This window comes from Mesorhizobium robiniae (assembly GCF_040545535.1).
In the GTDB taxonomy this organism is placed as follows: domain Bacteria; phylum Pseudomonadota; class Alphaproteobacteria; order Rhizobiales; family Rhizobiaceae; genus Mesorhizobium; species Mesorhizobium robiniae.
Genome location: NZ_JBEPMC010000006.1, coordinates 254,165 through 279,411 on the forward strand (window position 1 = coordinate 254,165; position 25,247 = coordinate 279,411).

The window sequence follows — 25,247 nt, forward strand, 5'->3', positions numbered from 1 at the left end:
GCAAAGCCCGGCGCGATCGCTCGCGCCGGGCTTTGCATTGTTGCTATCAGGCCAGGATCAGCTCTTGGCGTGCAGGTCCGTTCCCAGCGTATCCCTGACGAAGACCATACCGATGATCAACGACATCGCCGCGATCACCACCGGATACCAGAGACCGTAATAGATATCGCCCTTGTAGGCGCTGAGCGCGAACACCGTTGCTGGCAGCAGGCCACCGAACCAGCCATTGCCAATGTGATAGGGCAAAGACATGCCGGTATAGCGGATGCGGGTTGGGAACATCTCGACCAGGATCGCGGCAATCGGTCCGTAGACCATGGTCACGTAAAGGACCAGGATGAACAGGATGCCGATGACCTTTGCCCAACTGACCTGTTCAGGGTCGGCAAACATCGCAAAGGCACCGGCCTCCGGGACGGTGTAGACGGTGATCTCGGGCGCTCCCGCGGTCTCGTCGGCCGTCAGCAGCTTGTCCTTGATCGCCTGGTCGGCCGGAACCGTCGTCTTGTCGCCGGCGCGGATGGCGGCGGCGTCGAGCTTCAGTTCCGGATTGGCCACGGCGAAGGCGTCAAGCTTCTGGTCGGCGACCTTGGCCGCAGCACGCTTGAGCGGATAGCCGCCGTCCTGCAACGCGATGTTGATTGCCTTCTTGAACGCAGCGTCGCTTGACGTTGCCTTGTCTGCGGCTGCCACGGCGTCATAGGACGTCACCGTTGCGTTGCCGATCTTGACACTGGCCGCGGTCCCCGGTGCCGCTGTTGTGACAATGTCATAGGGCACCGAGCTCTTGGCAAGGAAGTCCGTCGCAATATCGCACGATGTGAGAGGCTTGCGCGTGCCGGTCGTATTGAACTGGAACTTGCAGTCGCCAGGCGCAGCGGTAATCGTGGCACGGGTGTTTTGCTGCGCGGTGGCTAGCGCCGGGTTGGCTGCCCAGGTCAACGCCTTGAACAGCGGGAAGGTGGTGACGATCGCCAGCGCCAGGCCCGCCATGATGATCGGCTTGCGGCCAATCTTGTCGGAGAGCCAGCCGAACACGACGAAGAAGATCGTGCCGAGCGCCAGAGCGATGGCAATCATGATGTTGACCGACTGAGGATCGACCTTGAGCACATTCGCCAAGAAGAACAGCGCGTAGAACTGGCCGTTGTACCAGACCACAGCCTGGCCGGCGGTGAGGCCGAGCAGCGCGAGCAGTGCGATCTTGGCATTCTTCCACTGTCCGAAGGCTTCCGTCAGCGGTGCCTTGGAGCCCTTACCCTCGTCCTTCATGCGCTGGAAGGTCGGCGATTCGGCAAGTGACAGGCGAATCCAGACCGATATGCCGAGCAGGATGGCTGACAGCAGGAATGGAATACGCCAGCCCCAGGCCGCGAAATCCTCCTTGCTCAGCGAATTCTGCACGATCAGGATGACGATCAGCGACAGGAACAGGCCGAGCGTCGCCGTCGTCTGGATCCACGACGTGTAGAAGCCACGGCGGTCGTCGGGCGCATGCTCGGCCACATAAGTCGCCGCGCCACCATATTCACCACCGAGCGCCAGGCCCTGCAGCATGCGCAGCGCAATCAGGATAATGGGCGCCGCAATGCCCCAGCTCGCCGAACCCGGCAGCAGGCCGACCAGGAAAGTCGAAAGGCCCATGATCAGGATGGTGACAAGGAACGTGTATTTGCGGCCGACCAGATCGCCGATGCGGCCGAACACCAGCGCGCCGAACGGGCGTACGAGGAAGCCGGCGGCGAAAACCAGCAGCGTAAAAATGTTGCGCGTCGCCTCTGGATAAGAGGCGAAGAATGTCGCACCGATCGCGGCCGCCAACGCGCCATAGAGATAGAAATCATACCATTCGAAAACGGTGCCGAGTGAGGAAGCGAAGATGACTTTCTTCTCTTCCCGCGTCATGCCGCGGCTTGCTCTGCCGGCGGTCGCTGCCATTACCATGAATTCGTCCTCCCGTGATATCTCGCTGTGCTTGATGCTGCGCGGTGTCGTGCCTCTGGACACGAACTCGGGCAGCTATCGCCGCGAGAAATGACAGAAAGCGCCGCCCAGAGGCAGCCCGCCTTTGGGATTATGACTTTGGTTCAATGCATCGGCCCGAAGATCGGAATTGATCTTCGGAAAGCACGATGCATAGATTCAAAGTGTTAGAGCGTACTTTGTGCGTCCAACTGGACGCACGTCGCTCTAACGTGCGGACGGCGATTTGCGGTCAGGCCTTGAGCGCCTCGAGCAGGCCGACGGTGGCCATCATGTCGCGCTTGCGGGCCGAGCGGCGGGCGACAGCTTCCGCGTCATGGCCCCAGTGCTCGGCCTGCCAGTCCTCGTCGACATGGCCGGCAGTCCAGGCTGCTTCGCCGTCGATCTCGCCGAAATCGACGGCCAGCGCCAGCAGGGCCGATCCCGTCAGCGACGTCATGACGTGGATGGCCGCCAGCCGTAGCGGGTCGGCACGCTGGGCAAGATGAACACCAAGCACCGCGATGCTCTCACGCGGCTGCTCGACATGGATCACCCCTTCGGCGAGATGAAATCGGGCGCCGAGCGCGCTCCGTGCCCAGTCGATGATGGGATCCCAATGTTGGTTCTGCCGGTCGACAAGCCCTTGTGGGGTCTCGGCGCGATAGCAGAGCAGATCGGACGAGGCGAAGCGCAGGATGTCCTCCAGCACCGCTTGCGGATCGCTGGCGACGCCGTCGATGGCCGTATTGACCAGACGCATGACCGGCATCGTCACCGGGTCGATGGTCTCACCTTGCGCAGCGAACTCGTCGGCGACCAGAGCGGCCGCTTTTTCGGTCGGCAGCACCAGCAGCGCCTTGCCCGGCGTGCGGACCGGCTTGCCATCGAGATGAACGGCAAAACCATTCTCGGCCGGCGCAACCGATACGGCTTTGTAGAACCGTTTCGGCAGGTGCGTCTTCATCTGGATTTGGGCGCGACGCACCGGATCCGGATCGGAAAGCTGCTTTCCCGCTTCGAGGTCGTTGAGAATATCGCGCATGCCGGAGCCTTTCATCCGGGAATCTGTTTTCGGATCGGCCGGTTCACAATGATCAGACCGGCTGCGATGAGGCCGAGTGCCAGGAAAATACGAACGCTCAGCGGCTCGTTCAAGAAGATGGCGCCGCATATCACGCCGAACACCGGCGACAGGAAGGTGAAACTCGATAGGCCCGACGCCGGATAGCGCCTGAGCAGCCAGAACCACAGCACGTAGGTGAAGGCGACGACGTAGACCGCCTGGAAAAGCAGGGCCAAGGTCGGCAAAGCGGCGAAGTCGCGGACGGGCGGGCCGGCGAAAGGCAGCACCAGGGCGCCGACCACGGCAGCGCCGGCCAGTTGATAGAGCAACAATTTCTCGGCGCTCGTTTCCGCCAATTTCGTCCGCTTGATGACGATGTAGGTCAGGGCCCAGAGAATGCCGGCGCCGAGACTGAGCAGATCACCGGTCAGTGTCGCGCCGTTGTCGGCGCTCAACTGGTCGGAGAACACCGCAACCAATCCAGCGAATGCGAGCAGGAGGCCGACGAGCCGGCGCGCGGTGATGGGTTCGTTCAGCAGGAAATGCCCGCCGACCAGCACCCAGAACGGCATCGTGTTGACCAGCAAGGTGTTGCGCGCGACGGTCGTCTGTTCGAGTCCGATATAGAGAAACAGGAACTCGAGACCAAAAAGCGCGCCCGCCAGAATGCCGGCGACAAGCGTTCCGTCACGGGTAAAAAGCACAATGCCGCGCCAGCGGCACCAGACGAGAACGCACAGACCGCCAATGACCGATCGTGCGATCGACAGGAAAACGGGATCGTAGCCGGCATAGGAGATCTTGGCGGCGACGTAGTTCAGCCCCCAGGAAAAAGTCAGCCCGACCATGATGGCGGCGGCCGCCATATCGACCGTGTCGCGGCGGTCGAGCGTATCGGTGGCGATACCCACTGGACCTAGTCCTCCGCGCTCGCGTCGTCGAAACCGAGCAGGTTCCAGCTCTGGCGCATATGCGGCGGCATCGGTGCGGTGACGTCGATAAAACCCTTGTCGGGGTGCGGGATAACGATGCGGCGCGCGTGCAGATGCAAGCGGTTTTGCATGCCGCCGGGGAAATCCCAATTGGTGTCGGCCTCGAAATATTTGGGGTCACCGATGATCGGGCAGCCGATGTGAGCCGCGTGGACGCGAAGCTGGTGGGTGCGGCCGGTATAGGGTTCCATCTCCAGCCAGGACAAGGTCTGCGCCGCCTGCTCGACGATCCGGTAGTAGGACACCGCGTGGTCGGCGCCCTTTTCGCCGTGCTTGGCGACGCGCACGCGGTCGCCGTCGGGCGTCGGCTCCTTGATCAGCCAGGTAGAGATCTTGTCCTCGCGCTTCGGCGGCACGCCCTTGACCAGCGCCCAATAGGTCTTCTTGGTTTCACGCGCCCGGAACGCCTCGGCGAGCTTCATGGCAGCGAGCCTGGTGCGAGCAACGACCAGAACGCCTGACGTGTCGCGGTCGAGCCGGTGCACCAGGCGCGGTTTCTCGCCCTTCTGATTGCGCCAGGCTTCCAGCATGTCGTCGACGTTGCGGGTGACGCCCGAGCCGCCCTGGACGGCAAGGCCGGCCGGCTTGTTGAAGACGAACACTTTCGGATCTTCATGGATCAGCATCTTGGCCAGAACGTCGGCGTCGCCCTGGTTGCGGATCGAGTGGCCGGTGAGCGGGCTTTCACCCTTCTTGTCCACTTCGAGCGGCGGGATGCGGACCATCTGGCCCGGCTCGACGCGGGTATCGGCCTTCACCCTACCGCCATCGACACGGATCTGGCCGGAGCGCAGCAGTTTTTGCAGATGGCCGAAGCCAAGGCCCGGGAAATGGGTCTTGAACCAGCGGTCGAGCCGCATGCCCGCCTCGCCGGGCTCCACCGTGATCTGTTCAACGCCTGCCATTGTCTCGCTTTACCCGTTTCCAGCGCATGGCCTGAAAATCGAAACCGATTTTCTCTGAGGGATCATGCGCAAAATCAAAATGCTACGGCGTCCTCTACGCGTCCTAAGTGACGCGCGGTGTCGTAAGCGGGGGCAATAGCACTAAGGCAGGCTTCTTGCGAGCCAAAGACCCAGAAACAGGGCAGTGATCGCGCCAATCAGGCTGGCAAGCGCATATCCGAACGCCGGCAGCGTCGCACCACGCTCCCACAGCGTCGCGAAATCGAGCGAAAAGGCGGAGAAGGTGGTGAAGCCGCCGAGGATGCCGGTGGCAACGAACAACTTAAGCTCATTCGATCCGCCGTAGCGCCGCGCCAGGGTCGCGATGAACAGGCCCATGGCAAAGGAGCCGACGATGTTGATCGCCATCGTGCCCCAGGGAAAACTCGGGCCGACAAGACGCAGCGCAACGAAATTGGCGATGTGGCGAAGCCCGGCACCAATAGCACCGCCGGCGGCAACGAGGAGGAGATTGATCATCGTCGTTTACTGCCCTTACAGGGCGACCTCGGTCAATCCCTGCCGCTCAGCGTGCGTGCGGCGCCGCCCCGAGCAGAACCGTGCGAGGCTACTTTTCCCGCTCGCTTCTCAGCTTCGCCCAATAGTCCAGCCGCTTCCTGATATCGCGTTCGAAGCCGCGCTCCGGCGGATCGTAGAATATGTGGCGACCCATCTTTTCCGGAAAGTAATCCTGTCCGGAAAAAGCGTCCGGCTCATCATGGTCATAACGGTAGCCCGCGCCGTAATCCTCTTCTTTCATCAGCTTGGTCGGCGCGTTGAGGATGTGTTTGGGCGGCAGCAGCGATCCGAACTCCTTCGCCGCCCGCGTGGCAGCCTTGAAGGCGGTGTAGACGGCATTGGATTTCGGCGCGCTGGCAAGGTAGACGGTGGCCTCGGCGAAGGCGAGCTCGCCCTCTGGCGAGCCCAGATAATCGTAGGCATCCTTGGCGGCATTGGCGATAACCAGCGCCTGCGGGTCGGCCAGCCCGATATCCTCCATCGCCATGCGCACCAGCCGGCGGCCGAGATAGAGCGGATCCTCGCCGGCGTCGAACATGCGGGCGAGATAATAGAGGGCGGCGTCCGGGTCGGAACCGCGCACCGATTTGTGCAGCGCCGAGATCAGATTGTAGTGGCCGTCCTGGCCCTTGTCATAGATTGGCGCGCGGCGCTGGACGATGCGCTGCAGGCCTTCGGCGCCGAACACCTCGCCCGACTTGGCGGCGCGCCAAACCTCTTCGGCCAGCGTCAGCGCCGCACGGCCATCGCCGTCGCTCATGCGAATGAGCACCGCCCTCGCCTCGTCGTCGAGCGGCAGCGCCCTGCCCTCGGTCTCCTCCGCCCGGGCCAGCAGCTTGGCGATGCTGTCCTCATTGAGCGAATGGAAGACCAGCACGCGGGCGCGGGACAGAAGCGCCGCATTCAGCTCAAAGGACGGGTTCTCGGTGGTGGCGCCGACCAGCACGACGGTGCCGTCTTCCATGACAGGCAGAAAACTGTCCTGCTGAGCGCGGTTGAAGCGATGGATCTCGTCGACGAAAAGCAGCGTCTGGCGGCCGTTGGTGCGGCGCAGCTTCGCCGCCTCGAACACTTTCTTCAAGTCGGCGACACCGGAAAACACCGCCGATATCTGTTCGAATGCAAGGCTGGTCTCGCCGGCAAGCAGCCGCGCGACCGTCGTCTTGCCGGTCCCGGGCGGCCCCCAGAAGATCATCGAGCCGAGCGAGCCTGAGCCGATCAGCCGCGTCAGTGCGCCGTCTGGCCCGGTCAGATGCTCCTGGCCGACGACCTCGGCAAGGTTCGTCGGGCGCAGTCGGTCGGCCAGCGGCCTGCCGGGCGGCGTCTTTTCCGGTTCATCGACACTGAACAGATCGGCCATGCACTTCTTTTCGTTGGAGCGCGATCTCGTCCGACGGATCGAGGCTCGGGCTCAGTAACGCAACACCTGGCGTAGTATCTGCCCGCCGCGCTCGACGGTAAAGCGCCACCAGCGCGTCTCCTGCATGGCTGCCTGTTCCAAGGTCGCGGCGGTATCGATGGTCAAGCCATTGACCTCGCGAACGATGTCGCCCGGCTGGAAACCGAAACCGGCTGCGGGCGAACCGCGATTGATGTCGATCACGGTAACGCCCTTGGCATCGGTGCGCATGCCGAGCCGCTGAGCGAGCCGAGGCGACAGTTCAGCAACCTTGGCACCGGAAAACGGGCTGCGACCACGCAGTGTCACTTCCGCAAGTTTTGAGCCTTCCGGCGCGCGTTCCAGCGCGATGTCCATCGTCGCTTGCTGGCCTTTGCTCAAGACGGCGAAGCTGGCATTGCTGCCGATCGACAGCGTTGCCATCCGGTAATCCAGCGCCTCGATACTCTCGACCGGTGTGCCATTGAGCGACAGCACGACGTCACCGGGTTTGAGCCCCGCGGTGGCCGCCGGCCCTGTTTCTTCGACGGACGAGACCAGCGCCCCAGTCGGTGTCTCCAGACCGAGCGATTCGGCGATTTGTGGCGTCACGCGCTCGAATTCAGCGCCGATATAGGGGCGCTCGAAGAAGTCGCGCCCGGCCTTGGCCGCATCGGCAAAGGCGCGAACCATGTTGGAGGGGATAGCAAAGCCAATGCCGATAGAGCCGCCGCTGCGGCTATAGATCGCCGTGTTGATGCCGACCAGTTGGCCACCCATGTTGATCAGCGCACCGCCCGAGTTGCCGGGGTTGATCGCGGCGTCGGTCTGGATGAAGAAACTGGAATCGGAAACGCCGATGTGGCTGCGGGCAACCGCCGAAATGATGCCGCTGGTGGTGGTTTGGCCGACACCGAAGGGATTGCCGATGGCCAGCACCAGGTCGCCAACTTCGAGCGCGTCGGAATCGCCGATGGCGACGACCGGAAATGGCTTGTCGGCGGAGATCTTGAGCACGGCGAGGTCGAGCGTCTCGTCCTTAAGCAGCACCTTGCTGTCGAACTCCCGCCCGTCCGCTGTGGCGACCTTGACCTGGTCGGCGTCCTTGATGACGTGGAAGTTGGTGACCACAATGCCGGTCGGGTCGACCAGCACGCCGGAGCCGAGCGATGACTGCGCTCGCGGCTGCGAACGGCCGAAGAACTCTTCGAAGAACGGATCGCCGTCGAAGGGCGACCTCACCCTGGCCGTTTGCGAGGCATAGACATTGACTACGGCCGGCGCCGTCTGCTTGACCAGCGGCGCGAACGACAATTGCACTTCCTCGCGGCCGAACGGCACACGTTTGTCTGGACCGGAGGTTTCATTTTCGCCTTCGGCGCCGCGCAGCATGTCGGTCAGCACATCGGACAGACCGGGATCGGCCTTGGTGTCCTGCGCCAGCGCCTGCATGGTCGCCGGCACGGCTGCCAGCGCCATCAAGGCGCAGAGTAGAACAAGGGACAGCCGTTTGACACGCATTCCGAATCCTCCAGATCGGGCGCCATTGTCCCGACGATTGTGCAAAATGAAAGGCTAAGGCGATGAAATCGAATTATTTTGGGTAGCAAAGCAGCTATAGGGCTGTTTGAAACCGGAAAGCCTTGTCAGACTTCATGAAAAAACAACTCGTTTCATTCCGTGACTTTTTGAAGACCGGCACTTTGGGGCCGGTTTCCCCTTCTATGAGAATGACCGACGTTGCCAACGCACTCGGCACACCTGAGCATGCCGATCCGGTCTATTGGACTTTCGGAAAGCTCGAAATTTCCTTTGATGACGAAGCGCCTCACCAGATGAACTGGTTTCAGATCGAAGAAGCCGGTTATCTCAAAGGCGACTTCGAAGTTCTCACCGATCGCCTTGTGCTGTCACTGGATGGGCTCAGCGGGGATACGAAGCCCTCGAAATTCCTGGCTGCAGGCCTGTGGGCTTCAGAAGTCGCCAAAGTGTTCTATGCTGCTGTGAACGACGATATCCTGCTCAACATCTGCGCCGGCCCGATTCAGATACACTTCCAGGTCAATACCGACTTCATCGAGGATCAAGACGCCCAAAGGTACTTGAACGATTTCACCGTGTCGCAATTGGTCAGCGATATCGATTCCCGAGCGACCCTCGACAGTATCTATTCCTTTCCCTACCCGAGGGTCGAACAGATACCGGGTGCTTTCAATTGGAAGCTGCTGAGCGGGCGCGACTACCTAACCATTCTTCGATAGGCGACAAAGACCGGCATACGAAAGGGGCCCGCAGGCCCCTTTGAATTCCTTCAAGAAAGACCGAAGCTTATGCGGCTGCGGCTTCCTCGTCGGTGCCTTCGGCCTCGATGCGGGCACGGTCGCCGGCGCCCTTGGCCGAGGTGTCGCGATCGACGAACTCGATGACCGCCATGGCGGCATTGTCACCGTGGCGGAAGCCCGCCTTCATGATACGCAGATAGCCGCCGTTGCGGGTGGCGTAGCGCGGCGCGATCGTATCGAACAGGCGCTTGACGACACCTTCATTGCCGATCTGGGCAATCACCTGGCGGCGGGCATGCAGATCGCCGCGCTTGCCGAGCGTCACCAGCTTCTCGACGATCGGACGCAAATCCTTCGCCTTCGGCAAGGTGGTGAGGATCTGCTCATGCTCGATGAGCGACACGGCAAGATTGGCAAACATCGACTTACGGTGGCTGATGCTGCGGGCGAACCGGCGGCCTTTAAATCCGTGGCGCATGGCTCTTCTCCTGGTTTTGTGGGCGGTTGGCCCGGCTGTTTCGTTTTGTGAATGGTCAATAGTGAATGGTGAATGGAAGGGCTCTATCTCTCCGAAGTCGCCGACCGGCGACCATTCACCATTTCACCATTCTCAATTCACCGGTCAGTATTGATCTTCGTAACGCTTTGCGAGGTCTTCGATGTTTTCCGGCGGCCAGTCCGGCACTTCCATGCCGAGGTGCAGGCCCATCGCCGCAAGGACTTCCTTGATCTCGTTCAGCGACTTGCGGCCGAAGTTCGGGGTGCGCAGCATCTCGGCTTCGGTCTTCTGGATCAGGTCGCCGATATAGACGATGTTGTCGTTCTTCAGGCAGTTGGCCGAACGCACCGAAAGCTCGAGTTCGTCGACCTTCTTGAGCAGCGCCGGGTTGAAGGCAAGTTCGGTCACCTGCTCGGCGGCGACTTCCTTCTGCGGCTCGTCGAAATTGACGAACAGGCCAAGCTGGTCCTGCAGGATGCGGGCGGCGAAAGCCACCGCGTCCTCGCCCGAGATCGAACCGTCGGTGTCGATCGTCATGGTCAGCTTGTCATAGTCGAGAACCTGACCCTCGCGGGTATTCTCGACCTTGTAGGAGACCTTCTTGACCGGAGAGTAGAGACTGTCGACCGGGATGAGACCGATCGGCGCGTCTTCGGCGCGATTGCGTTCGGCCGGCACGTAGCCCTTGCCGGTGTCGACGGTGAACTCCATGCGGATTTCAGCGCCCTCGTCCAGCGTGCAGATGACGTGGTCGGGATTGAGGATCTCGACGTCGCCGACCGTCTGGATGTCGCCGGCGAGAACGGCGCCCGGTCCCTGCTTGCGCACGACCATGCGCTTGGGGCCGTCGCCTTCCATACGGATGGCAATTTCCTTGATGTTCAAGACGATGTCGGTCACGTCCTCGCGCACGCCGGCAATGGACGAGAATTCATGCAGAACGCCGTCGATCTGCACGGCGGTCACAGCCGCGCCACGCAGCGAAGACAGAAGCACGCGACGCAGCGCGTTGCCGAGGGTGAGACCGAAGCCGCGTTCGAGCGGCTCGGCGACCAGCGTGGTCAGCGTCTTCTTCTTCGAAGAAAACTCGATCTTGTTCGGCTTGATCAGTTCCTGCCAATTTTTCTGGATCATAATGCTTTCCTTCCGTTGACCCGCCACCATCCAATCGTGGCGGGCGACCTGGAATGCCGTGGAGGAACGCTACTGGCGTTCGCGCGGCGTTCGGTAATTTCCTAAAGCGCGTCGCGCTTTGGGCGACATGCCTTTAGACGCGGCGCTTCTTGCGCGGGCGGCAGCCATTGTGCGGGATCGGTGTCACATCACGGATCGAGGTGATGGTGAAACCGGCTGCCTGCAGCGCGCGCAGCGCCGATTCACGACCGGAGCCCGGTCCGCAGACTTCGACTTCGAGCATGCGCATGCCATGTTCCTGGGCCTTCTTGGCGACGTCTTCGGCAGCCATCTGCGCAGCGAACGGCGTCGACTTGCGAGATCCCTTGAAGCCCTGGGCTCCCGCCGACGACCAGGCAATCGAATTGCCCTGCGCATCGGTGATGGTGATCATCGTGTTGTTGAAGGTCGAGTTGACGTGGGCAACGCCCGACGAGATATTCTTGCGTTCGCGACGGCGAACACGTGTGGCTTCCTTGGCCATGATGGTCCTTTCAGTTGATCTCTACACCGCCGTAATGCCAGCGGCTCCACCTTTGTAAGGGAGTAGGGGAATAGGGCAGTAAGGGAGTAGGGAAAAATGCGACCCGATTGGCGGTCATTCCCTACTGCCTTACTCCCCTACTCCCTTATTCCCCTAAAAATTACTTCTTCTTGCCGGCGATCGACTTGGCCGGGCCCTTGCGGGTACGCGCATTGGTATGCGTGCGCTGACCGCGAACCGGCAGCGAGCGGCGATGACGCAGGCCGCGATAGCAGCCGAGGTCCATGAGCCGCTTGATGTTCATCGACACTTCGCGGCGCAGATCGCCCTCGACCTGATAGTCGCGGTCGATCGTCTCGCGGATCTGCAGCACTTCCGCGTCGGTCAGTTGGTTGACGCGGCGCTCAGCCGGGATGCCGACCTTGTCGACGATCTCCTGGGCAAAGTTCTTGCCAATGCCGTGAATGTACTGAAGCGCAATGACGACGCGCTTGTTGGTCGGAATGTTGACGCCGGCTATACGAGCCATGTTCTTCTCTTCTCCATGTGGGCCGGACAAGCCGGCGCTATCAAAGTTGCCCCGCGTCCGGTGGAGGCCGGCCCTTGCGGGAGTTTCCAGTTCAAAGCGGCTGCCTTGCCCTTGCGGGCAAGCAAACCTCATGCCTGATAGGAAGACGGGCCGCCATACCCCAGCGAACCGCTCCAGTCAAGCGCAATCGTTTATTTTCCGTTTGCCGCCGCTTGGGACGCTGCCGCGAGCACCGCTTCGATCTGTTGCGTCACCGCATCGATGTCGGCCATTCCGTCGACACCTCTCAGCTTGCCCTTGGCATAGTAGTAGCCGATCAGCGGCGACGTTTTCTTGTAGTACTCCCTCAGGCGCTCTTCGAACACCGCCGGATTGTCGTCTTTGCGCACGGGCTGACCCGCGGCATTGGCCTCTTCGGCGCGCTTGACGATTCGGCCAACCAGCGCCTTGTCGTCGACGACGAGTTCGATGACAGCGTCGAGAGTAAGGCCGCGATCCGAGAGCATCGATTCAACGGCGTCCGCTTGCACCAGGGTTCGCGGGTATCCGTCAAGGATGAACCCCCCGGCGCAATCGGCCTGATCGATGCGCTCGGCCACGATCGCATTGACGATGGCATCGGAAACCAGTTCGCCGGCATCCATCACCGCTTTGGCGCGCTTGCCGACTTCGGTGCCGGCCTGGACTGCAGCGCGCAGCATATCTCCCGTAGAGAGCTGGGGTATGCCGTATTTTTCTACCAGTCTTTGTGCCTGTGTCCCCTTGCCCGCCCCTGGCGGTCCAAGCAATATCAACCTCATCTGGCCTTTTTCCCCCCGCGCAGCTTCGACTTCTTGATCAGGCCCTCGTACTGATGCGCGATCAGGTGACCCTGAATCTGCGCCACCGTATCGAGCGTTACACTGACCACGATCAGAAGCGATGTGCCACCGAGGTAGAATGGTACGCCAGTCGCTGAAATCAGGAACTCGGGCAGCAGACACACCAGCACCAGATAAATGGCGCCGACGACGGTGATGCGGGTGAGAACATAGTCGATGTAATCGGCCGTGCGCTCGCCCGGACGGTAGCCCGGAATGAAACCCGAATGCTTCTTGAGCTGGTCGGCGGTGTCCTTCGGGTTGAAGACGATCGCCGTATAGAAGAAGGCGAAAAACACGATCATCGCCGCGTAGAACGCCATGTAGAGCGGCTGGCCGTGGCCGAGAGCCGCCAGGACCGTACTGGCCCAGGCAGGCATGTTGGTGGTCTGCGAGAAGCCTGCGACCGTTGCCGGCAGCAACAGCAGCGAAGAGGCGAAGATCGGCGGAATGACGCCGGCCGTGTTGAGCTTGAGCGGCAGGTGCGAGGTGTCGCCCTGGAACATGCGGTTGCCGACCTGGCGCTTCGGATACTGGATAAGCAAGCGCCGCTGGGCACGCTCGAAGAACACGATCAGCGCGATGACGACGACGGCAAGAACGATGATCGCCAGGATCAGGCCGGTCGACAGCGCGCCGGTGCGGCCCAGTTCCAGCGTACCGGAGATGGCTTGCGGCAGGCCGGCGACGATGCCGGAAAAGATGATCAGCGAAATGCCGTTGCCGATGCCGCGGGCGGTGATCTGCTCGCCGAGCCACATCAGGAACATGGTGCCGCCGACCAGCGTAATGACGGTCGAGATGCGGAAGAACATGCCGGGATCGCTGACGATGCCGTTGCCGCCTTCCAGGCCGACCGAAATACCGTAGGCCTGGACCAGCGCCAAAAGCACGGTGCCGTAGCGCGTGTACTGGTTGATGACCTTGCGGCCCTGTTCGCCTTCCTTCTTCAGCGCTTCCAGCGACGGGATGACGGAGGTCATCAGCTGCATGATGATGGAAGCGGAGATGTAGGGCATGATGCCGAGGGCAAAGATCGCCATGCGCTCCACGGCGCCGCCGGCGAACATGTTGAACATGCCAAGCACGCCCTTGCTCTGCGAGGAGAAGGCCTGGGCGAAAGCGTCGGGATTGATGCCGGGCAGCGGAATGTAGGTGCCGAGGCGGTAGACGAGCAGCGCGCCGATGGTGAACCAGATGCGCTTCTTCAGATCCTCCGCCTTGGCAAAGGCCGAGAAATTCAGATTCGAGGCTAGTTGTTCAGCAGCCGAAGCCATGCCTGATTCTCCGCTTGGTCACGCTCGATGGCCCGCACTCAGGCGGCGCGTGTCACCGAAGCTCACGAGATAAGCTCCGGACTGCAAACATGCAAGCGGCCGCGTTGACGCGGCCGCCATATTGGTCGGATCAAAACGCAATCGAAAGCGAAACGGATCCCACTCTTGCCGATCGCGCTTCAAATCGACGTTACTCGGCGGCTGCCTTTTCCGGCAGCTTCACCGAACCGCCGGCCTTTTCGATCTTTTCGATGGCAGCCTTGGAGGCGCCGGCCACGTCGAAGGCGAGCTTCGCCTTGATGTCGCCGTCCGAGAGGATGCGCACGCCGTCTTTGACGCGGCGGATGACGCCGGCAGCGACCAGCGCTTCGGCCGTCACGATCGTCTTGGCGTCAAGCTTCTTGGCGTCGAGCGCGGCCTGGATGCGGGCCAGCGACACGACCGTGAAGCTCTTGGCGAAGATGTTGTTGAAGCCACGCTTCGGCAGGCGACGGTAGAGCGGCATCTGGCCGCCCTCGAAGCCGTTGACGGCAACGCCCGAGCGCGCCTTCTGACCCTTGACGCCGCGACCGGCGGTCTTGCCCGAGCCGGAGCCGATGCCACGGCCGAGGCGCTTCTTGGAATGCGTCGCGCCGTCCTTGTCACGCAGATCGTTGAGTTTCATCTGAGTTCTCCTGCGCTCTGGCTCAGCCCTCGTCCACGACGCGGACGAGATGCTGGACGGCAGCGATCATGCCGCGCACGGAGGGGGTGTCCTCCAGCGTGCGCTGCTTGTGCATCTTGTTGAGGCCGAGGCCGACCAGCGTCGCGCGCTGCTCCTTCGGCCGGCGGATCGGCGAACCGATCTGCTCGACGGTGATGGTCTTGGTTGCTTTCTTGGCCATGGTCAAAATCCCTGGTCAGATCGACTATTCTTCGGCCGCAACGGCGGTGCCGCGGCGGGCCTGAAGGGTCGAATACTTGATGCCGCGCGCAGCAGCCACATCCTTGGGATGCATCTGGCTCTTCAGCGCGTCGAACGTGGCGCGAACCATGTTGTACGGGTTCGACGAACCCATCGACTTGGCAACCACGTCATGCATGCCGAGCGTCTCGAAGACGGCGCGCATCGGACCGCCGGCGATGATGCCGGTACCCTGCTTGGCAGCGCGCAGCAGAACGCGTCCGGCACCCCAGCGTCCCTCGACGTCGTGGTGCAGCGTGCGGCCCGAGCGCAGCGGCACGAAGATCATGTCGCGCTTGGCCGATTCAGTCGCCTTGCGGATCGCCTCCGGCACTTCGCGCGCCTTGCCGTGACCGAAGCCAACGCGACCCTTCTGGTCGCCGACGACGACGAGTGCTGCAAAACCGAAGCGCCGGCCGCCCTTGACGACCTTGGCGACGCGGTTGATGTGGACGAGCTTATCCACCATGCCATCGTCGCGCTCTTCGCGATCACGGCCGCGGCCGCCATCCCTACGTTCCTGTGCCATATCCTGTTCCTTGTTTTTTTCCGGAAGCACGGTTGATGATGATATCCGGCACCTCTGCGGGTTGCCGGGGGCGAAACTTTTTAGAAGCTCAAGCCACCTTCACGAGCAGCCTCGGCCAGCGCCTTGACGCGGCCGTGATAGATGTACGGTCCGCGGTCGAAGACGACTTCCTTGACGCCGGCCTTCGAAGCACGCTCGGCGATCAGCTTGCCGATTGCCACTGCCGCAGCAGTGTCGGCGCCGGTCTTGAGCGAACCCTTGAGGTCTTTCTCCAGCGTCGAGGCTGCAACGATGGTGTGGCCCTTGGCGTCGTCGATGACCTGGACGTAGATGTTCTTCGACGTGCGGTGGACCGACAGGCGCGGACGCTCGCCCGCGACCTTCTTGATCTGGCGGCGGACGCGCTGAGCGCGGCGTTGGGTGGATTCTTTCGAGCCCATGATATCAGTTCCTTGCCTTCAAAAAACGGGGGCAACCCTGTGCGGTAGGACAGGCCTCCCGCGACCGCTCCCCGCGGCGTTGATTTGCAGTGAATGGTGAATGGAAAAACGGTGAATGGTAGAAACGAGGTGCCACCCGGCCCCCTGCTCTATCCTATTGCCATTTTACCATTCACCATTCACCATTGACGAAACTACTTCTTCTTGCCTTCCTTGCGGACGATCTTCTCGCCAGCGTAACGAACGCCCTTGCCCTTGTACGGCTCGGGACCGCGATATTCGCGGATCTCGGCGGCAACCTGACCGACCTTCTGCTTGTCGATGCCGGTCACGGTGATTTCCGTCGGCTTCGGGACGGTGATCGTGATGTCCTGCGGCGTCTCGTAGACAACGTCATGGCTGAAGCCGAGCGCCAGCTGCAGGTTCTTGCCCTGCATGGCGGCGCGATAGCCGACGCCGGTGATCTCGAGCTTCTTTTCGAAACCGTCCTTGACGCCCTGCAGGATGTTGACGATCTGCGTGCGCGACATGCCCCATTTGGAGCGGGCGGTCTTGGTCTGGTCGCGCGGCTGGACAGCGATCTCGCTACCTTCCATCTTGACCAGAACTTCGTCGTTCACCACGAACTTCAGCTCACCCTTGGGGCCCTTCGCCGTGACGGTCTGGCCATCGACGGTCGCGGTCACGCCCTGCGGCAGCGAAACGGGTTTCTTTCCAATACGAGACATTTTGTTGTCCTCGTCACTTCTCTTGTTTCAGGTCTCTATTTTCGAGCGAGATCTTGCCCGAAAACCGGTAACCACTTTTCGGGATCTCGCTGCCAGATCAGAAGATCTGGCAGAGGATTTCCCCGCCGACATTCTGTTCACGCGCTTCGTGGTCGGCCATGACGCCCTTCGGCGTCGAAAGGATGGCGATGCCGAGGCCGTTGGCGACGTGTGGGATCGACTTCGCCGAAACGTAAACGCGGCGGCCAGGCTTGGAGACGCGGGCGATTTCGCGCACGACCGGCGCGCCGTCGAAATACTTCAGCTCGATCTCGATTTCGGACTTGCCGTTGTCGAAGTCGGTCTGACTGTAGTCGCGTATATAGCCTTCCGCCTTCAGCACGTCGAGGACGCGGGTACGCAGGCGCGAGGCCGGCGTCGAAACGCTCGACTTCTTGCGGCCGTAGGCGTTGCGGATGCGGGTCAGCATATCGCCGAGAGGATCGCTCAATGACATGTTATGTCCTCCTTACCAGCTCGACTTGACCAGGCCCGGGATCTGGCCGTTGTTGCCGAGATCACGAAGCGCGATGCGCGATACTTTGAGCTTGCGATAGTAGGCACGCGGACGTCCGGTGACTTCGCAGCGGTTGCGGATGCGTATCTTGGCCGAGTTGCGCGGCAGTGCCGCAAGCTTCAGCTGGGCGCGGAAGCGCTCTTCCATCGGCTTGGACTGATCCATGATGATCGCCTTGAGGGCCTTACGCTTGGCAGCGTACTGGTCCGCAAGCTTACGGCGCCTGTTGTTCTTCTCGACTGAGCTGGTCTTTGCCATTTCAGATTTTTCCTTTTCTCGCTGCCGTTACTGGCGGAAGGGGAAGTTGAAGGCCTTGAGCAATGCCCTGGCTTCGTCGTCCGTCTTCGCAGTCGTACAAACGATGACGTCCATGCCCCAGATCTGATCAACCTTGTCGTAGTTGATCTCCGGGAACACGATGTGTTCCTTGATGCCCATGGCATAGTTGCCACGCCCATCGAAGCTCTTCGGATTGAGCCCGCGGAAGTCGCGGACGCGCGGCAGCGCGATGTTCACGAGACGGTCGAGGAACTCGTACATGCGTTCCTTGCGCAGCGTGACCTTGGCGCCGATCGGCATCTTTTCGCGGACCTTGAAGCCGGCGATCGAATTGCGGGCGTGGGTGACGACCGCCTTCTGGCCAGCGATCAGCGCAAGATCTTCCGCCGCGATCGAAGGCTTCTTCGAATCGCCGGTCGCTTCGCCGACGCCCATGTTCAGCACGATCTTGTCGATGCGCGGAACCTGCATCTCGTTTTCGTAGCCGAACTGCTCCTGCAGCGCCTTGCGAATGGTCTCGTTGTAGACCTGCTTGAGGCGCGGCGTGTTCTGAGCAGTCGCCTGCTTGGTTTGAGCCTTAGCCATTGATGACTTCTCCCGAGCGCTTGGCGACGCGCACCTTCTTGCCGTCCTTCTGGAAGATGAAACCGACGCGGGTCGGCTTGCCATCCTTGGGGTCGGCCAGCGCGATGTTCGACAGCTGGATCGGCGCTTCCTTGGTGATGATCCCGCCCTCTTGGGACTGGGACTGCTTCTGGTGACGACGGATCATGTTGACGCCGCGCACCAGCGCGGTGTCTTCCTTCGGCTGTACCGAGAGGACTTCGCCCGAACGGCCCTTGTCCTTGCCGGCCAGCACGACGACCTTGTCGCCTTTTCTAATCTTTTGCATTGGTCCGGCTCCTTACAGCACTTCAGGCGCGAGCGAGATGATCTTCATGTGGTTCTTGGCGCGAAGTTCGCGCGGAACCGGTCCGAAGATACGCGTGCCGATCGGCTCTTTCTTGTTGTCGACGAGAACGGCCGCGTTCTTGTCGAAACGGATCACGCTGCCGTCCGGGCGGCGGATGTCCTTGGCCGTGCGAACCACGACCGCCTTCATCACATCGCCCTTCTTGACGCGGCCGCGCGGGATGGCTTCCTTGATCGACACCACGATGATGTCGCCCACGGAAGCGTATTTCCGCTTCGAGCCGCCCAGCACCTTGATGCACATGACACGACGGGCGCCGGAATTATCCGCGACGTCGAGGTTTGTTTGCATCTGAATCATGACTGGCCGCCTTCTTCTCTTCTTAACGGGACGGGCTCAAAGCCCCTCCCCGGTCTGTCCAAAATTCGTTGTTTACGCCTGGTCCGAAGACACTACGGTCCAGCGCTTATCCTTGGAAATCGGCTTCGATTCCTGGATGAACACCTGATCGCCGACCTTGTGGGCGTTGTTCTCGTCGTGCGCCTTGTACTTCTTGGTCATGCGCACGGTCTTCTTCATCACGGGATGCGTGAAGCGCCGTTCGACCTTGACGACAACCGTCTTCTCGTTCTTGTCGCTGACGACGGTGCCCTGCAGAATGCGCTTTGGCATGGTTTTCGTCCTTAAGCCTTCTTAGCCGCGGATTTTTCCGCAGCGATGGTCTTGATACGCGCAATGTCCTTACGGACCTGCCTCACGCGCGCGGTCTTCTCGAGCTGGCCGGTGGCCTTCTGGAAGCGCAGGTTGAACTGCTCCTTCTTCAGGCTGGCCAGATCGTCGGTCAGCTGGTCCTGGGTCTTGGTCCGGATGTCTTCGGCTTTCATGATCAGCCCGTCCTTATTCTGCGATGCGCTGTACGAAGCGCGTCCTGACCGAGAGCTTGGCCGCGCCGAGACGCAGCGCCTCACGGGCGGTTTCCTCATTGACGCCGTCGATCTCGAACATGATGCGGCCGGGCTTGACGCGCGCCGCCCAGTAATCGACCGCGCCCTTGCCCTTGCCCATGCGGACTTCGGTCGGCTTCGACGTCACCGGCACGTCCGGGAAGATACGGATCCAGACGCGGCCGGCGCGCTTCATCTCGCGGGTGATCGCGCGGCGGGCCGCCTCGATCTCACGCGCAGTGACGCGGTTCGGCTCAAGCGCCTTCAGCCCGAAACCGCCGAAATCCAGATTGGTGCCACCCTTGGCGGCACCGTGGATACGGCCCTTGAACTGCTTGCGGAACTTTGTGCGCTTTGGCTGCAGCATCGTTCTAACTCCAAATTCTCAACTGTCTCAGGCGTTTTCGCGACGGCGACCGCGTTCGCGCTCACCACCACCACCGCCATGGGCATGATCGCCCTCGGTCGCGCGGCGCTCCGAAGCCATCGGGTCGTGCTCGAGGATTTCGCCCTTGAACACCCAGACCTTGACGCCGCAGATGCCGTAGGCGGTATGCGCCTCGGCTGTGCCGTAGTCGACGTCGGCGCGCAGCGTATGCAGCGGCACGCGACCTTCGCGGTACCATTCCATGCGCGCGATCTCGGCGCCGCCGAGACGGCCTGCGCAGTTGATGCGGATGCCTTCGGCACCGAGACGCATCGCCGACTGCACGGCGCGCTTCATGGCGCGGCGGAACGCGATGCGGCGCTCGAGCTGCTGGGCGATCGACTGGGCGACCAGCGTCGCGTCGATCTCGGGCTTACGCACTTCGACGATGTTCAAATGCGTCTCGGACTTCGTCATCTCCATCAGCTTCTTGCGAAGCTTCTCGATGTCGGCGCCCTTCTTGCCGATGATCAGGCCCGGACGCGCCGCATGGATGGTGACGCGGCACTTCTTGTGCGGGCGCTCGATCACGACTTTCGAAATCGCAGCCTGCTTGAGTTCCTTCTCAAGATACTTGCGGATCTTGATGTCCTCATGCAGCAGCTTGCCGTACTCGCCGGTATTCGCGAACCAGCGCGAATCCCAGGTACGGTTGATGCCGAGACGCAGACCGATCGGATTGATTTTCTGGCCCATTATGCGGCCTCCACTTTTTCTTCGACTTCACGAACGACGATCGTGAGGTGCGAGAACGGCTTCTCGATACGGCTGGCGCGACCACGGCCACGGGCATGGAACCGCTTCATGACGATCGACTTGCCGACATAGGCTTCCGCCACGATCAGCGCATCGACATCGAGGTCGTGGTTGTTTTCGGCGTTGGCGATCGCCGATTCCAGCGTCTTCTTGACCGTGCCGGAAATCCGCTTGGCCGAGAATTCGAGATCGGAAAGCGCTGTCGCGACCTTCTTGCCGCGGATCAGCGCGGCAACCAGGTTCAGCTTCTGCGGGCTGATACGGATCGTGCGCAACACGGCGCGCGCTTCGTTATCAGCAAGCCTGCGCGGAGCTTTGGCCTTGCCCATGATTATTTCCTCTTCGCCTTCTTATCCGCGCCGTGACCGTAATAGGTCCGGGTCGGAGCGAATTCACCGAACTTGTGGCCGACCATGTCCTCGTTCACCGAGACGGGAACGTGCTTCTGGCCGTTGTAGACACCGAAGGTGAAGCCGACGAACTGCGGCAGGATGGTGGAGCGACGGCTCCACATCTTGATCACCTCATTGCGACCACCTTCACGAACCTTGTCCACCTTCTTGAGAAGGTAGCCGTCGATGAAGGGGCCTTTCCAAATCGAACGAGTCACTTGGCGTTACCTCTTCTTAGCTCTTGCGCTGATGGCGCGAGCGCAGGATGAACTTGTCGGTCGCCTTGTTGGACCGCGTCTTCTTGCCCTTGGTCGGCTTGCCCCAGGGCGAAACCGGATGGCGGCCACCCGAGGTGCGGCCTTCGCCGCCGCCATGCGGATGGTCGACCGGGTTCATGGTCACGCCGCGATTGTGCGGACGTTTTCCCCGCCACACCGTGCGGCCCGCCTTGCCGTCATTGATATTGCCATGGTCCGGGTTGGACACGGCGCCGACAGTGGCCATGCACGAGCCGTGGACGACACGCTGCTCGCCTGAGTTCAGGCGCAGGATCGCCATGCCCTGGTCACGGCCGACGAGCTGGGCATAACCACCAGCCGAACGGGCAACCTGGGCGCCCTTGCCCGGCTTCAGCTCGATGTTGTGGACGATCGTGCCGACCGGCATCGAGGCTAGCGGCATCGCATTGCCCGGCTTCACGTCGACCGCTTCGCCGGCCACGATCTTGTCGCCGGCAGCAAGGCGCTGCGGGGCGATGATGTAGGACAGCTCGCCATCGTCATACTTGATCAGTGCGATGAAGGCGCTGCGGTTCGGATCGTACTCGATACGCTCGACCGTGCCGACAACGTCGAACTTGCGGCGCTTGAAGTCGATGATGCGGTACGTACGCTTGTGACCGCCGCCGATGAAGCGGGCCGTGATGCGGCCGTAATTGTTGCGGCCGCCCGACTTGGTCAGGCCTTCGGTCAGGCCCTTGACGGGCTTGCCCTTGTAGAGGCCCGAGCGATCGACGATGACCAGCTGGCGGGTGCTCGGCGTTATCGGGTTGAATTTTTTCAGTGCCATTGTTCTGTCCTCGCGGTCTTGCTCAGAGACCCGTCGCGACGTCGATCGACTGGCCGTCGGCCAGCGTCACAATCGCCTTCTTGACGTCGCTCTGGCGGCCGATCGTGCCGCGGAAGCGCTTGATCTTGCCCTTGCGGACAAGCGTGTTCACGGCCATCACCTTGACGCCGAACAGCGCTTCGACGGCGGCCTTGATTTCCGGCTTCGACGCCTTTTTGGCGACGTTGAAGACGACCTGGTTCTGCTCGGAAGCCATGGTCGACTTTTCGGTGATCGCCGGCGAGACGATCACGTCGTAATGACGAAGGTCGGTCATTTGAAGCGCTCCTCGAGAGCCTCGACGGCGGCCTTCGAAAGGACCAGCGTGCCGCGGCGCAGAATGTCGTAGACGTTGATGCCCTGGATGGGCAGCACATCAATGTTCGGGATGTTCGTCGCCGCCAGCTTGAAGTTCTTGTCGAGCTCGGCGCCGCCGATCACCAGGGCGTTGGACAGGCCCAGCGTCGCGAAATTCGCGATCAGCGCCTTGGTCTTCGCCTCGGTCATCATCAACTCGTCGATGATGATCAGCGATGCGCTCTTGGCCTTGGCCGAAAGAGCATGCTTGAGGCCCAGAGCGCGCACCTTCTTCGGCAAATCGTGCTCATGGCTGCGGACGACCGGACCGTGAGCCTTGCCGCCGCCGCGGAACTGCGGAGCGCGTGCCGAATGGTGGCGGGCGCGGCCCGTACCCTTCTGCTTGTACATCTTGGCGCCGGTGCGCGCGATCTCGGCGCGACCTTTGGTCTTGTGCGTGCCCTGCTGCTTCTTGGCAAGCTGCCAGCGCACGACGCGCTGCAGGATGTCCTCGCGCGGGTCAAGGCCGAAAATCTCCTCGGAGAGTTTCACCTTGCCGGCGTCCTTGCCGCCAAGCGTTGTGATCTTGAGGTCCATTATTCCGCTCCCTCTGTGGCCGGGGCATCTACTGTGGCCGGGGCATCGTTCTTGGCGGCGTCATTGGTTGCAACGGCGCGGATTGCGGCAGGCTTCGGCGCGTTGGCCGGCAGCGCAATCTTGGCCGCATCGCGGACCAGGATCCAGGCGCCCTTCGAACCGGGAACCGCGCCGCGGATCAGGATCAGCCCGCGATCGGCGTCGGTCGAGACGACTTCGACATTCTGCGTGGTGACGCGGGTGTCGCCCATGTGGCCGGCCATATGCTTGCCCTTGAACACCTTGCCCGGGTCCTGGCGCTGGCCGGTCGAGCCGTGCGTACGGTGCGAGACCGAGTTGCCGTGCGTCGCACGACCACCACCCATGTGGTGGCGCTTGATGACGCCCTGGAAACCCTTGCCGATCGTCGTGCCCGTCACATCGACCTTCTGGCCGGCGACGAAATGCTCGACGGTGATCTCGGCGCCGACATCTATCATGTTGTCGGCGGAGACGCGGAACTCGGCAACCTTGGCCTTCGGCTCGACGGAAGCGGTCGCGAAATGGCCGCGCATCGCCTTCGACGTGTTCTTCACCTTGGCAAGCCCAACGCCGAGCTGAACGGCAGTGTAGCCATTCTTCTCCTGCGTGCGCTGCGCCACGACCTGGCAGTTCTCCATCTGGAGAACGGTGACGGGAACATGTTCCCCGGCATCGTTGTAGATGCGGGTCATTCCCACCTTCTTTGCAATCACACCTGAACGCATCGGTTCAATTCCTTTAGAGTTCCGGGCCGGGGCACCGCCCCTACCGCGCTCTCAATCCCTTAGAGCTTGATCTCGACGTCGACGCCGGCGGCCAGATCGAGCTTCATCAAAGCATCGACCGTCTGCGGGGTCGGATCGACGATATCGAGCAGACGCTTGTGCGTGCGCATCTCGAACTGCTCGCGGCTCTTCTTGTCGACGTGAGGCGACCGGTTGACCGTGAATTTTTCGATCCGCGTCGGCAGCGGAATGGGGCCGCGGACGTTGGCACCGGTGCGCTTGGCCGTCGACACGATTTCCCGCGTCGAGGCGTCGAGCACCCGGTGATCAAACGCCTTGAGGCGGATGCGGATATTCTGACCGTTCATTCGTCAATTCCTTGTTCTGGCGCGGCGCGGGCATCCCGCGCCCGCGACAGATCGGTTTAGGTCCAATTACTCTTTGATGGTGACGACGATGCCGGCACCGACGGTGCGGCCGCCTTCACGGATGGCGAAGCGCAGCTTCTCTTCCATGGCGATCGGCACGATCAGCTCGACATCGACCGTGATGTTGTCGCCAGGCATCACCATCTCGGTGCCTTCCGGCAGCGACACGATGCCGGTCACGTCGGTCGTGCGGAAGTAGAACTGCGGACGGTAGTTGGTGAAGAACGGCGTGTGACGGCCACCTTCGTCCTTGGTCAGGATGTAGGCTTCGGCCACGAACTTCTTGTGCGGCTTGACCGTGCCGGGCTTGGCCAGAACCTGGCCGCGCTCGACGCCTTCACGGTCGACACCGCGCAGCAGCGCGCCGATGTTGTCACCGGCCTGGCCCTGATCGAGCAGCTTGCGGAACATCTCGACGCCGGTGCAGGTCGTCTTGGTCGTCGGACGGATGCCGATGATCTCCAGCTCCTCGCCGACCTTGACCACGCCGCGCTCGACGCGGCCGGTCACAACCGTGCCGCGGCCCGAGATCGAGAACACGTCCTCGATCGGCATCAGGAACGGCTTGTCCAGCGGACGAACCGGCGTCGGGATGTAGTCGTCGACCGCCGCCATCAATTCGCGGATCGCGTCCTCGCCGATCTTCTTGTCGGAATCTTCCAAAGCCGCAAGCGCCGAACCCTTGACGATCGGAATGTCGTCGCCGGGGAACTCGTTCTTGGTCAGCAGCTCGCGCACCTCGAGCTCGACCAGCTCGAGCAGCTCGGCGTCGTCGACCTGGTCGACCTTGTTCAAGAACACCACGATCGACGGCACGCCGACCTGACGGGCAAGCAGGATGTGCTCGCGCGTCTGCGGCATCGGGCCGTCGGCGGCCGACACAACCAGGATCGCGCCGTCCATCTGCGCAGCACCGGTGATCATGTTCTTCACATAGTCGGCGTGGCCGGGGCAATCGACATGGGCATAGTGGCGGTTGGCCGTCTCGTATTCGACATGCGCCGTCGAGATCGTGATGCCGCGCGCCTTCTCCTCGGGTGCTGCATCAATCTGGTCGTAGCGCTTGTATTCGCCAAAATACTTGGTGATCGCCGCCGTCAGCGACGTCTTGCCATGATCGACGTGCCCAATCGTGCCAATGTTCACATGAGGCTTTGTACGCTCGAATTTACCTTTTGCCATGTGATCTCTCCATTCCTG

General features: G+C 61.8%; 36 protein-coding genes. 1 reads left to right on the forward strand and 35 read right to left on the reverse strand.

The window, feature by feature from the left end:
* Positions 1 to 57: 57 nt before the first annotated feature.
* From ABID19_RS18425 to ABID19_RS18455, 7 genes are all read right to left on the reverse strand, one after another.
* Entirely contained in the window at positions 58 to 1,944 is a 1,887-nt protein-coding gene (locus ABID19_RS18425; protein WP_354492395.1) for an MFS transporter, read from the reverse strand.
* Between the two features lie 271 nt (positions 1,945 to 2,215).
* The gene (locus ABID19_RS18430) at positions 2,216 to 3,007 is read right to left on the reverse strand and encodes an ATP12 family chaperone protein (protein ID WP_354492396.1); all 792 of its coding nucleotides are present in this window, start codon (positions 3,005 to 3,007) and stop codon (positions 2,216 to 2,218) included.
* An 11-nt stretch (positions 3,008 to 3,018) separates the two neighbouring features.
* A complete protein-coding gene (locus ABID19_RS18435) occupies positions 3,019 to 3,894 on the reverse strand; it encodes a DMT family transporter (protein ID WP_354492567.1) in 876 nt (291 codons plus the stop codon).
* A 50-nt stretch (positions 3,895 to 3,944) separates the two neighbouring features.
* On the reverse strand, positions 3,945 to 4,925 hold the full coding sequence (locus ABID19_RS18440) for an RluA family pseudouridine synthase (protein ID WP_354492397.1): 981 nt from the start codon (positions 4,923 to 4,925) through the stop codon (positions 3,945 to 3,947).
* Positions 4,926 to 5,066: 141 nt separating this feature from the next.
* Positions 5,067 to 5,444 (reverse strand): fluoride efflux transporter CrcB, encoded by a 378-nt coding sequence (gene crcB / locus ABID19_RS18445; protein WP_354492398.1) that lies wholly within the window; start codon positions 5,442 to 5,444, stop codon positions 5,067 to 5,069.
* 88 nt (positions 5,445 to 5,532) lie between these two features.
* Complete coding sequence (locus ABID19_RS18450) at positions 5,533 to 6,843, reverse strand: replication-associated recombination protein A (RefSeq protein WP_354492399.1); 1,311 nt, start codon at positions 6,841 to 6,843, stop codon at positions 5,533 to 5,535.
* A 51-nt stretch (positions 6,844 to 6,894) separates the two neighbouring features.
* Complete coding sequence (locus ABID19_RS18455; RefSeq protein ID WP_354492400.1) at positions 6,895 to 8,382, reverse strand: DegQ family serine endoprotease; 1,488 nt, start codon at positions 8,380 to 8,382, stop codon at positions 6,895 to 6,897.
* 134 nt (positions 8,383 to 8,516) lie between these two features.
* Between ABID19_RS18455 and ABID19_RS18460 the strand changes: the two genes are divergently transcribed.
* The gene (locus ABID19_RS18460; protein ID WP_354492401.1) at positions 8,517 to 9,122 is read left to right on the forward strand and encodes a hypothetical protein; all 606 of its coding nucleotides are present in this window, start codon (positions 8,517 to 8,519) and stop codon (positions 9,120 to 9,122) included.
* Positions 9,123 to 9,189: 67 nt separating this feature from the next.
* Here ABID19_RS18460 and rplQ read toward each other — a convergent pair whose 3' ends face one another.
* The 28 genes from rplQ to tuf form a co-directional block, all read right to left on the reverse strand.
* Complete coding sequence (gene rplQ, locus ABID19_RS18465; protein ID WP_023799277.1) at positions 9,190 to 9,621, reverse strand: 50S ribosomal protein L17; 432 nt, start codon at positions 9,619 to 9,621, stop codon at positions 9,190 to 9,192.
* Positions 9,622 to 9,765: 144 nt separating this feature from the next.
* Entirely contained in the window at positions 9,766 to 10,776 is a 1,011-nt protein-coding gene (locus ABID19_RS18470; protein ID WP_006333400.1) for a DNA-directed RNA polymerase subunit alpha, read from the reverse strand.
* Between the two features lie 133 nt (positions 10,777 to 10,909).
* Positions 10,910 to 11,299 carry a 30S ribosomal protein S11 gene (rpsK, locus tag ABID19_RS18475; RefSeq protein WP_023799279.1) on the reverse strand — a complete coding sequence of 130 codons (390 nt, stop codon included), beginning with the start codon at positions 11,297 to 11,299 and terminating at the stop codon, positions 10,910 to 10,912.
* A 160-nt stretch (positions 11,300 to 11,459) separates the two neighbouring features.
* A complete protein-coding gene (gene rpsM, locus ABID19_RS18480) occupies positions 11,460 to 11,828 on the reverse strand; it encodes a 30S ribosomal protein S13 (protein ID WP_029352234.1) in 369 nt (122 codons plus the stop codon).
* A gap of 191 nt (positions 11,829 to 12,019) precedes the next feature.
* On the reverse strand, positions 12,020 to 12,628 hold the full coding sequence (locus tag ABID19_RS18485; protein WP_354492402.1) for an adenylate kinase: 609 nt from the start codon (positions 12,626 to 12,628) through the stop codon (positions 12,020 to 12,022).
* On the reverse strand, positions 12,625 to 13,965 hold the full coding sequence (gene secY / locus ABID19_RS18490) for a preprotein translocase subunit SecY (protein WP_145716561.1): 1,341 nt from the start codon (positions 13,963 to 13,965) through the stop codon (positions 12,625 to 12,627). The genes ABID19_RS18485 and secY overlap by 4 nt, the downstream gene beginning before the upstream one ends.
* Positions 13,966 to 14,155: 190 nt before the next feature.
* Positions 14,156 to 14,629 (reverse strand): 50S ribosomal protein L15, encoded by a 474-nt coding sequence (gene rplO / locus ABID19_RS18495; RefSeq protein ID WP_352930413.1) that lies wholly within the window; start codon positions 14,627 to 14,629, stop codon positions 14,156 to 14,158.
* A 22-nt stretch (positions 14,630 to 14,651) separates the two neighbouring features.
* Positions 14,652 to 14,849: a 50S ribosomal protein L30 gene (gene rpmD / locus ABID19_RS18500; protein ID WP_006205449.1), complete on the reverse strand. Its 198-nt coding sequence runs from the start codon at positions 14,847 to 14,849 to the stop codon at positions 14,652 to 14,654.
* 24 nt (positions 14,850 to 14,873) lie between these two features.
* The gene (gene rpsE / locus ABID19_RS18505) at positions 14,874 to 15,437 is read right to left on the reverse strand and encodes a 30S ribosomal protein S5 (RefSeq protein ID WP_006333394.1); all 564 of its coding nucleotides are present in this window, start codon (positions 15,435 to 15,437) and stop codon (positions 14,874 to 14,876) included.
* Positions 15,438 to 15,517: 80 nt separating this feature from the next.
* The gene (gene rplR / locus ABID19_RS18510) at positions 15,518 to 15,877 is read right to left on the reverse strand and encodes a 50S ribosomal protein L18 (protein ID WP_292405045.1); all 360 of its coding nucleotides are present in this window, start codon (positions 15,875 to 15,877) and stop codon (positions 15,518 to 15,520) included.
* Between the two features lie 194 nt (positions 15,878 to 16,071).
* Entirely contained in the window at positions 16,072 to 16,605 is a 534-nt protein-coding gene (rplF, locus tag ABID19_RS18515; protein WP_023799285.1) for a 50S ribosomal protein L6, read from the reverse strand.
* 97 nt (positions 16,606 to 16,702) lie between these two features.
* Positions 16,703 to 17,101 (reverse strand): 30S ribosomal protein S8, encoded by a 399-nt coding sequence (gene rpsH / locus ABID19_RS18520; protein WP_006205453.1) that lies wholly within the window; start codon positions 17,099 to 17,101, stop codon positions 16,703 to 16,705.
* A 12-nt stretch (positions 17,102 to 17,113) separates the two neighbouring features.
* Entirely contained in the window at positions 17,114 to 17,419 is a 306-nt protein-coding gene (gene rpsN, locus ABID19_RS18525; RefSeq protein ID WP_127851861.1) for a 30S ribosomal protein S14, read from the reverse strand.
* A gap of 27 nt (positions 17,420 to 17,446) precedes the next feature.
* Complete coding sequence (gene rplE / locus ABID19_RS18530) at positions 17,447 to 18,025, reverse strand: 50S ribosomal protein L5 (RefSeq protein WP_023799287.1); 579 nt, start codon at positions 18,023 to 18,025, stop codon at positions 17,447 to 17,449.
* Positions 18,018 to 18,332 carry a 50S ribosomal protein L24 gene (gene rplX, locus ABID19_RS18535; protein ID WP_013531428.1) on the reverse strand — a complete coding sequence of 105 codons (315 nt, stop codon included), beginning with the start codon at positions 18,330 to 18,332 and terminating at the stop codon, positions 18,018 to 18,020. Before rplX ends, rplE begins: the two co-directional genes overlap by 8 nt.
* 12 nt (positions 18,333 to 18,344) lie before the next feature.
* A complete protein-coding gene (rplN, locus tag ABID19_RS18540) occupies positions 18,345 to 18,713 on the reverse strand; it encodes a 50S ribosomal protein L14 (RefSeq protein ID WP_006205457.1) in 369 nt (122 codons plus the stop codon).
* Positions 18,714 to 18,785: 72 nt separating this feature from the next.
* A complete protein-coding gene (rpsQ, locus tag ABID19_RS18545; protein WP_023799288.1) occupies positions 18,786 to 19,025 on the reverse strand; it encodes a 30S ribosomal protein S17 in 240 nt (79 codons plus the stop codon).
* An 11-nt stretch (positions 19,026 to 19,036) separates the two neighbouring features.
* Positions 19,037 to 19,237: a 50S ribosomal protein L29 gene (gene rpmC / locus ABID19_RS18550; RefSeq protein WP_006205459.1), complete on the reverse strand. Its 201-nt coding sequence runs from the start codon at positions 19,235 to 19,237 to the stop codon at positions 19,037 to 19,039.
* A 13-nt stretch (positions 19,238 to 19,250) separates the two neighbouring features.
* Positions 19,251 to 19,664, reverse strand: coding sequence for a 50S ribosomal protein L16 (gene rplP, locus ABID19_RS18555; protein WP_023799290.1), 414 nt, complete (start codon positions 19,662 to 19,664; stop codon positions 19,251 to 19,253).
* Between the two features lie 27 nt (positions 19,665 to 19,691).
* A complete protein-coding gene (gene rpsC, locus ABID19_RS18560; protein WP_352930419.1) occupies positions 19,692 to 20,420 on the reverse strand; it encodes a 30S ribosomal protein S3 in 729 nt (242 codons plus the stop codon).
* Positions 20,420 to 20,809 carry a 50S ribosomal protein L22 gene (rplV, locus tag ABID19_RS18565; RefSeq protein ID WP_023799292.1) on the reverse strand — a complete coding sequence of 130 codons (390 nt, stop codon included), beginning with the start codon at positions 20,807 to 20,809 and terminating at the stop codon, positions 20,420 to 20,422. Before rplV ends, rpsC begins: the two co-directional genes overlap by 1 nt.
* A gap of 2 nt (positions 20,810 to 20,811) precedes the next feature.
* Complete coding sequence (rpsS, locus tag ABID19_RS18570) at positions 20,812 to 21,090, reverse strand: 30S ribosomal protein S19 (protein WP_006205463.1); 279 nt, start codon at positions 21,088 to 21,090, stop codon at positions 20,812 to 20,814.
* Positions 21,091 to 21,106: 16 nt separating this feature from the next.
* The gene (rplB, locus tag ABID19_RS18575) at positions 21,107 to 21,940 is read right to left on the reverse strand and encodes a 50S ribosomal protein L2 (protein ID WP_095488566.1); all 834 of its coding nucleotides are present in this window, start codon (positions 21,938 to 21,940) and stop codon (positions 21,107 to 21,109) included.
* 22 nt (positions 21,941 to 21,962) lie between these two features.
* The gene (locus ABID19_RS18580) at positions 21,963 to 22,256 is read right to left on the reverse strand and encodes a 50S ribosomal protein L23 (RefSeq protein WP_010909275.1); all 294 of its coding nucleotides are present in this window, start codon (positions 22,254 to 22,256) and stop codon (positions 21,963 to 21,965) included.
* A complete protein-coding gene (gene rplD, locus ABID19_RS18585) occupies positions 22,253 to 22,873 on the reverse strand; it encodes a 50S ribosomal protein L4 (protein ID WP_292402906.1) in 621 nt (206 codons plus the stop codon). The genes ABID19_RS18580 and rplD overlap by 4 nt, the downstream gene beginning before the upstream one ends.
* Positions 22,873 to 23,619: a 50S ribosomal protein L3 gene (gene rplC / locus ABID19_RS18590; RefSeq protein WP_354492403.1), complete on the reverse strand. Its 747-nt coding sequence runs from the start codon at positions 23,617 to 23,619 to the stop codon at positions 22,873 to 22,875. The genes rplD and rplC overlap by 1 nt, the downstream gene beginning before the upstream one ends.
* 59 nt (positions 23,620 to 23,678) lie before the next feature.
* The gene (gene rpsJ, locus ABID19_RS18595; RefSeq protein ID WP_006205468.1) at positions 23,679 to 23,987 is read right to left on the reverse strand and encodes a 30S ribosomal protein S10; all 309 of its coding nucleotides are present in this window, start codon (positions 23,985 to 23,987) and stop codon (positions 23,679 to 23,681) included.
* A gap of 66 nt (positions 23,988 to 24,053) precedes the next feature.
* The gene (tuf, locus tag ABID19_RS18600) at positions 24,054 to 25,229 is read right to left on the reverse strand and encodes an elongation factor Tu (RefSeq protein WP_352930425.1); all 1,176 of its coding nucleotides are present in this window, start codon (positions 25,227 to 25,229) and stop codon (positions 24,054 to 24,056) included.
* Positions 25,230 to 25,247 lie beyond the last annotated feature (18 nt).

What these genes read in the sequence shown, in the direction of transcription:
- ABID19_RS18450 (WP_354492399.1), bottom strand. Translation starts at nt 6,843, where the DNA reads ATGGCCGATCTGTTCAGTGTCGATGAACCGGAAAAGACGCCGCCCGGC.
- ABID19_RS18435 (WP_354492567.1), bottom strand. Translation starts at nt 3,894, where the DNA reads ATGGCGGCCGCCGCCATCATGGTCGGGCTGACTTTTTCCTGGGGGCTG.
- ABID19_RS18485 (WP_354492402.1), bottom strand. Translation starts at nt 12,628, where the DNA reads ATGAGGTTGATATTGCTTGGACCGCCAGGGGCGGGCAAGGGGACACAG.
- rpsQ (WP_023799288.1), bottom strand. Translation starts at nt 19,025, where the DNA reads ATGCCAAAGCGCATTCTGCAGGGCACCGTCGTCAGCGACAAGAACGAG.
- rplN (WP_006205457.1), bottom strand. Translation starts at nt 18,713, where the DNA reads ATGATTCAGATGCAAACAAACCTCGACGTCGCGGATAATTCCGGCGCC.
- ABID19_RS18580 (WP_010909275.1), bottom strand. Translation starts at nt 22,256, where the DNA reads ATGACCGACCTTCGTCATTACGACGTGATCGTCTCGCCGGCGATCACC.
- ABID19_RS18470 (WP_006333400.1), bottom strand. Translation starts at nt 10,776, where the DNA reads ATGATCCAGAAAAATTGGCAGGAACTGATCAAGCCGAACAAGATCGAG.
- rpsM (WP_029352234.1), bottom strand. Translation starts at nt 11,828, where the DNA reads ATGGCTCGTATAGCCGGCGTCAACATTCCGACCAACAAGCGCGTCGTC.
- ABID19_RS18440 (WP_354492397.1), bottom strand. Translation starts at nt 4,925, where the DNA reads ATGGCAGGCGTTGAACAGATCACGGTGGAGCCCGGCGAGGCGGGCATG.
- secY (WP_145716561.1), bottom strand. Translation starts at nt 13,965, where the DNA reads ATGGCTTCGGCTGCTGAACAACTAGCCTCGAATCTGAATTTCTCGGCC.
- rpmC (WP_006205459.1), bottom strand. Translation starts at nt 19,237, where the DNA reads ATGAAAGCCGAAGACATCCGGACCAAGACCCAGGACCAGCTGACCGAC.
- rplX (WP_013531428.1), bottom strand. Translation starts at nt 18,332, where the DNA reads ATGCAAAAGATTAGAAAAGGCGACAAGGTCGTCGTGCTGGCCGGCAAG.
- ABID19_RS18430 (WP_354492396.1), bottom strand. Translation starts at nt 3,007, where the DNA reads ATGCGCGATATTCTCAACGACCTCGAAGCGGGAAAGCAGCTTTCCGAT.
- rplE (WP_023799287.1), bottom strand. Translation starts at nt 18,025, where the DNA reads ATGGCTAAGGCTCAAACCAAGCAGGCGACTGCTCAGAACACGCCGCGC.
- rplF (WP_023799285.1), bottom strand. Translation starts at nt 16,605, where the DNA reads ATGTCTCGTATTGGAAAGAAACCCGTTTCGCTGCCGCAGGGCGTGACC.
- rplD (WP_292402906.1), bottom strand. Translation starts at nt 22,873, where the DNA reads ATGGACCTCAAGATCACAACGCTTGGCGGCAAGGACGCCGGCAAGGTG.
- rplC (WP_354492403.1), bottom strand. Translation starts at nt 23,619, where the DNA reads ATGCGTTCAGGTGTGATTGCAAAGAAGGTGGGAATGACCCGCATCTAC.
- ABID19_RS18425 (WP_354492395.1), bottom strand. Translation starts at nt 1,944, where the DNA reads ATGGTAATGGCAGCGACCGCCGGCAGAGCAAGCCGCGGCATGACGCGG.
- rplO (WP_352930413.1), bottom strand. Translation starts at nt 14,629, where the DNA reads ATGAAACTCAACGATCTGCGTGACAAGGACGGCGCGACGCATTCCAAG.
- rplB (WP_095488566.1), bottom strand. Translation starts at nt 21,940, where the DNA reads ATGGCACTGAAAAAATTCAACCCGATAACGCCGAGCACCCGCCAGCTG.
- crcB (WP_354492398.1), bottom strand. Translation starts at nt 5,444, where the DNA reads ATGATCAATCTCCTCCTCGTTGCCGCCGGCGGTGCTATTGGTGCCGGG.
- rplP (WP_023799290.1), bottom strand. Translation starts at nt 19,664, where the DNA reads ATGCTGCAGCCAAAGCGCACAAAGTTCCGCAAGCAGTTCAAGGGCCGT.
- rpsJ (WP_006205468.1), bottom strand. Translation starts at nt 23,987, where the DNA reads ATGAACGGTCAGAATATCCGCATCCGCCTCAAGGCGTTTGATCACCGG.
- rplQ (WP_023799277.1), bottom strand. Translation starts at nt 9,621, where the DNA reads ATGCGCCACGGATTTAAAGGCCGCCGGTTCGCCCGCAGCATCAGCCAC.
- rpmD (WP_006205449.1), bottom strand. Translation starts at nt 14,849, where the DNA reads ATGGCCAAGAAAGCAACCAAGACCATCACCGTCGAGCAGATCGGTTCG.
- rpsN (WP_127851861.1), bottom strand. Translation starts at nt 17,419, where the DNA reads ATGGCAAAGACCAGCTCAGTCGAGAAGAACAACAGGCGCCGTAAGCTT.
- rplR (WP_292405045.1), bottom strand. Translation starts at nt 15,877, where the DNA reads ATGGGCTCGAAAGAATCCACCCAACGCCGCGCTCAGCGCGTCCGCCGC.
- ABID19_RS18460 (WP_354492401.1), top strand. Translation starts at nt 8,517, where the DNA reads ATGAAAAAACAACTCGTTTCATTCCGTGACTTTTTGAAGACCGGCACT.
- rpsE (WP_006333394.1), bottom strand. Translation starts at nt 15,437, where the DNA reads ATGGCACAGGAACGTAGGGATGGCGGCCGCGGCCGTGATCGCGAAGAG.
- rplV (WP_023799292.1), bottom strand. Translation starts at nt 20,809, where the DNA reads ATGGGCAAGGCCAAAGCTCCGCGCAGGCTTGCTGATAACGAAGCGCGC.
- tuf (WP_352930425.1), bottom strand. Translation starts at nt 25,229, where the DNA reads ATGGCAAAAGGTAAATTCGAGCGTACAAAGCCTCATGTGAACATTGGC.
- rpsH (WP_006205453.1), bottom strand. Translation starts at nt 17,101, where the DNA reads ATGTCATTGAGCGATCCTCTCGGCGATATGCTGACCCGCATCCGCAAC.
- rpsK (WP_023799279.1), bottom strand. Translation starts at nt 11,299, where the DNA reads ATGGCCAAGGAAGCCACACGTGTTCGCCGTCGCGAACGCAAGAATATC.
- rpsC (WP_352930419.1), bottom strand. Translation starts at nt 20,420, where the DNA reads ATGGGCCAGAAAATCAATCCGATCGGTCTGCGTCTCGGCATCAACCGT.
- ABID19_RS18455 (WP_354492400.1), bottom strand. Translation starts at nt 8,382, where the DNA reads ATGCGTGTCAAACGGCTGTCCCTTGTTCTACTCTGCGCCTTGATGGCG.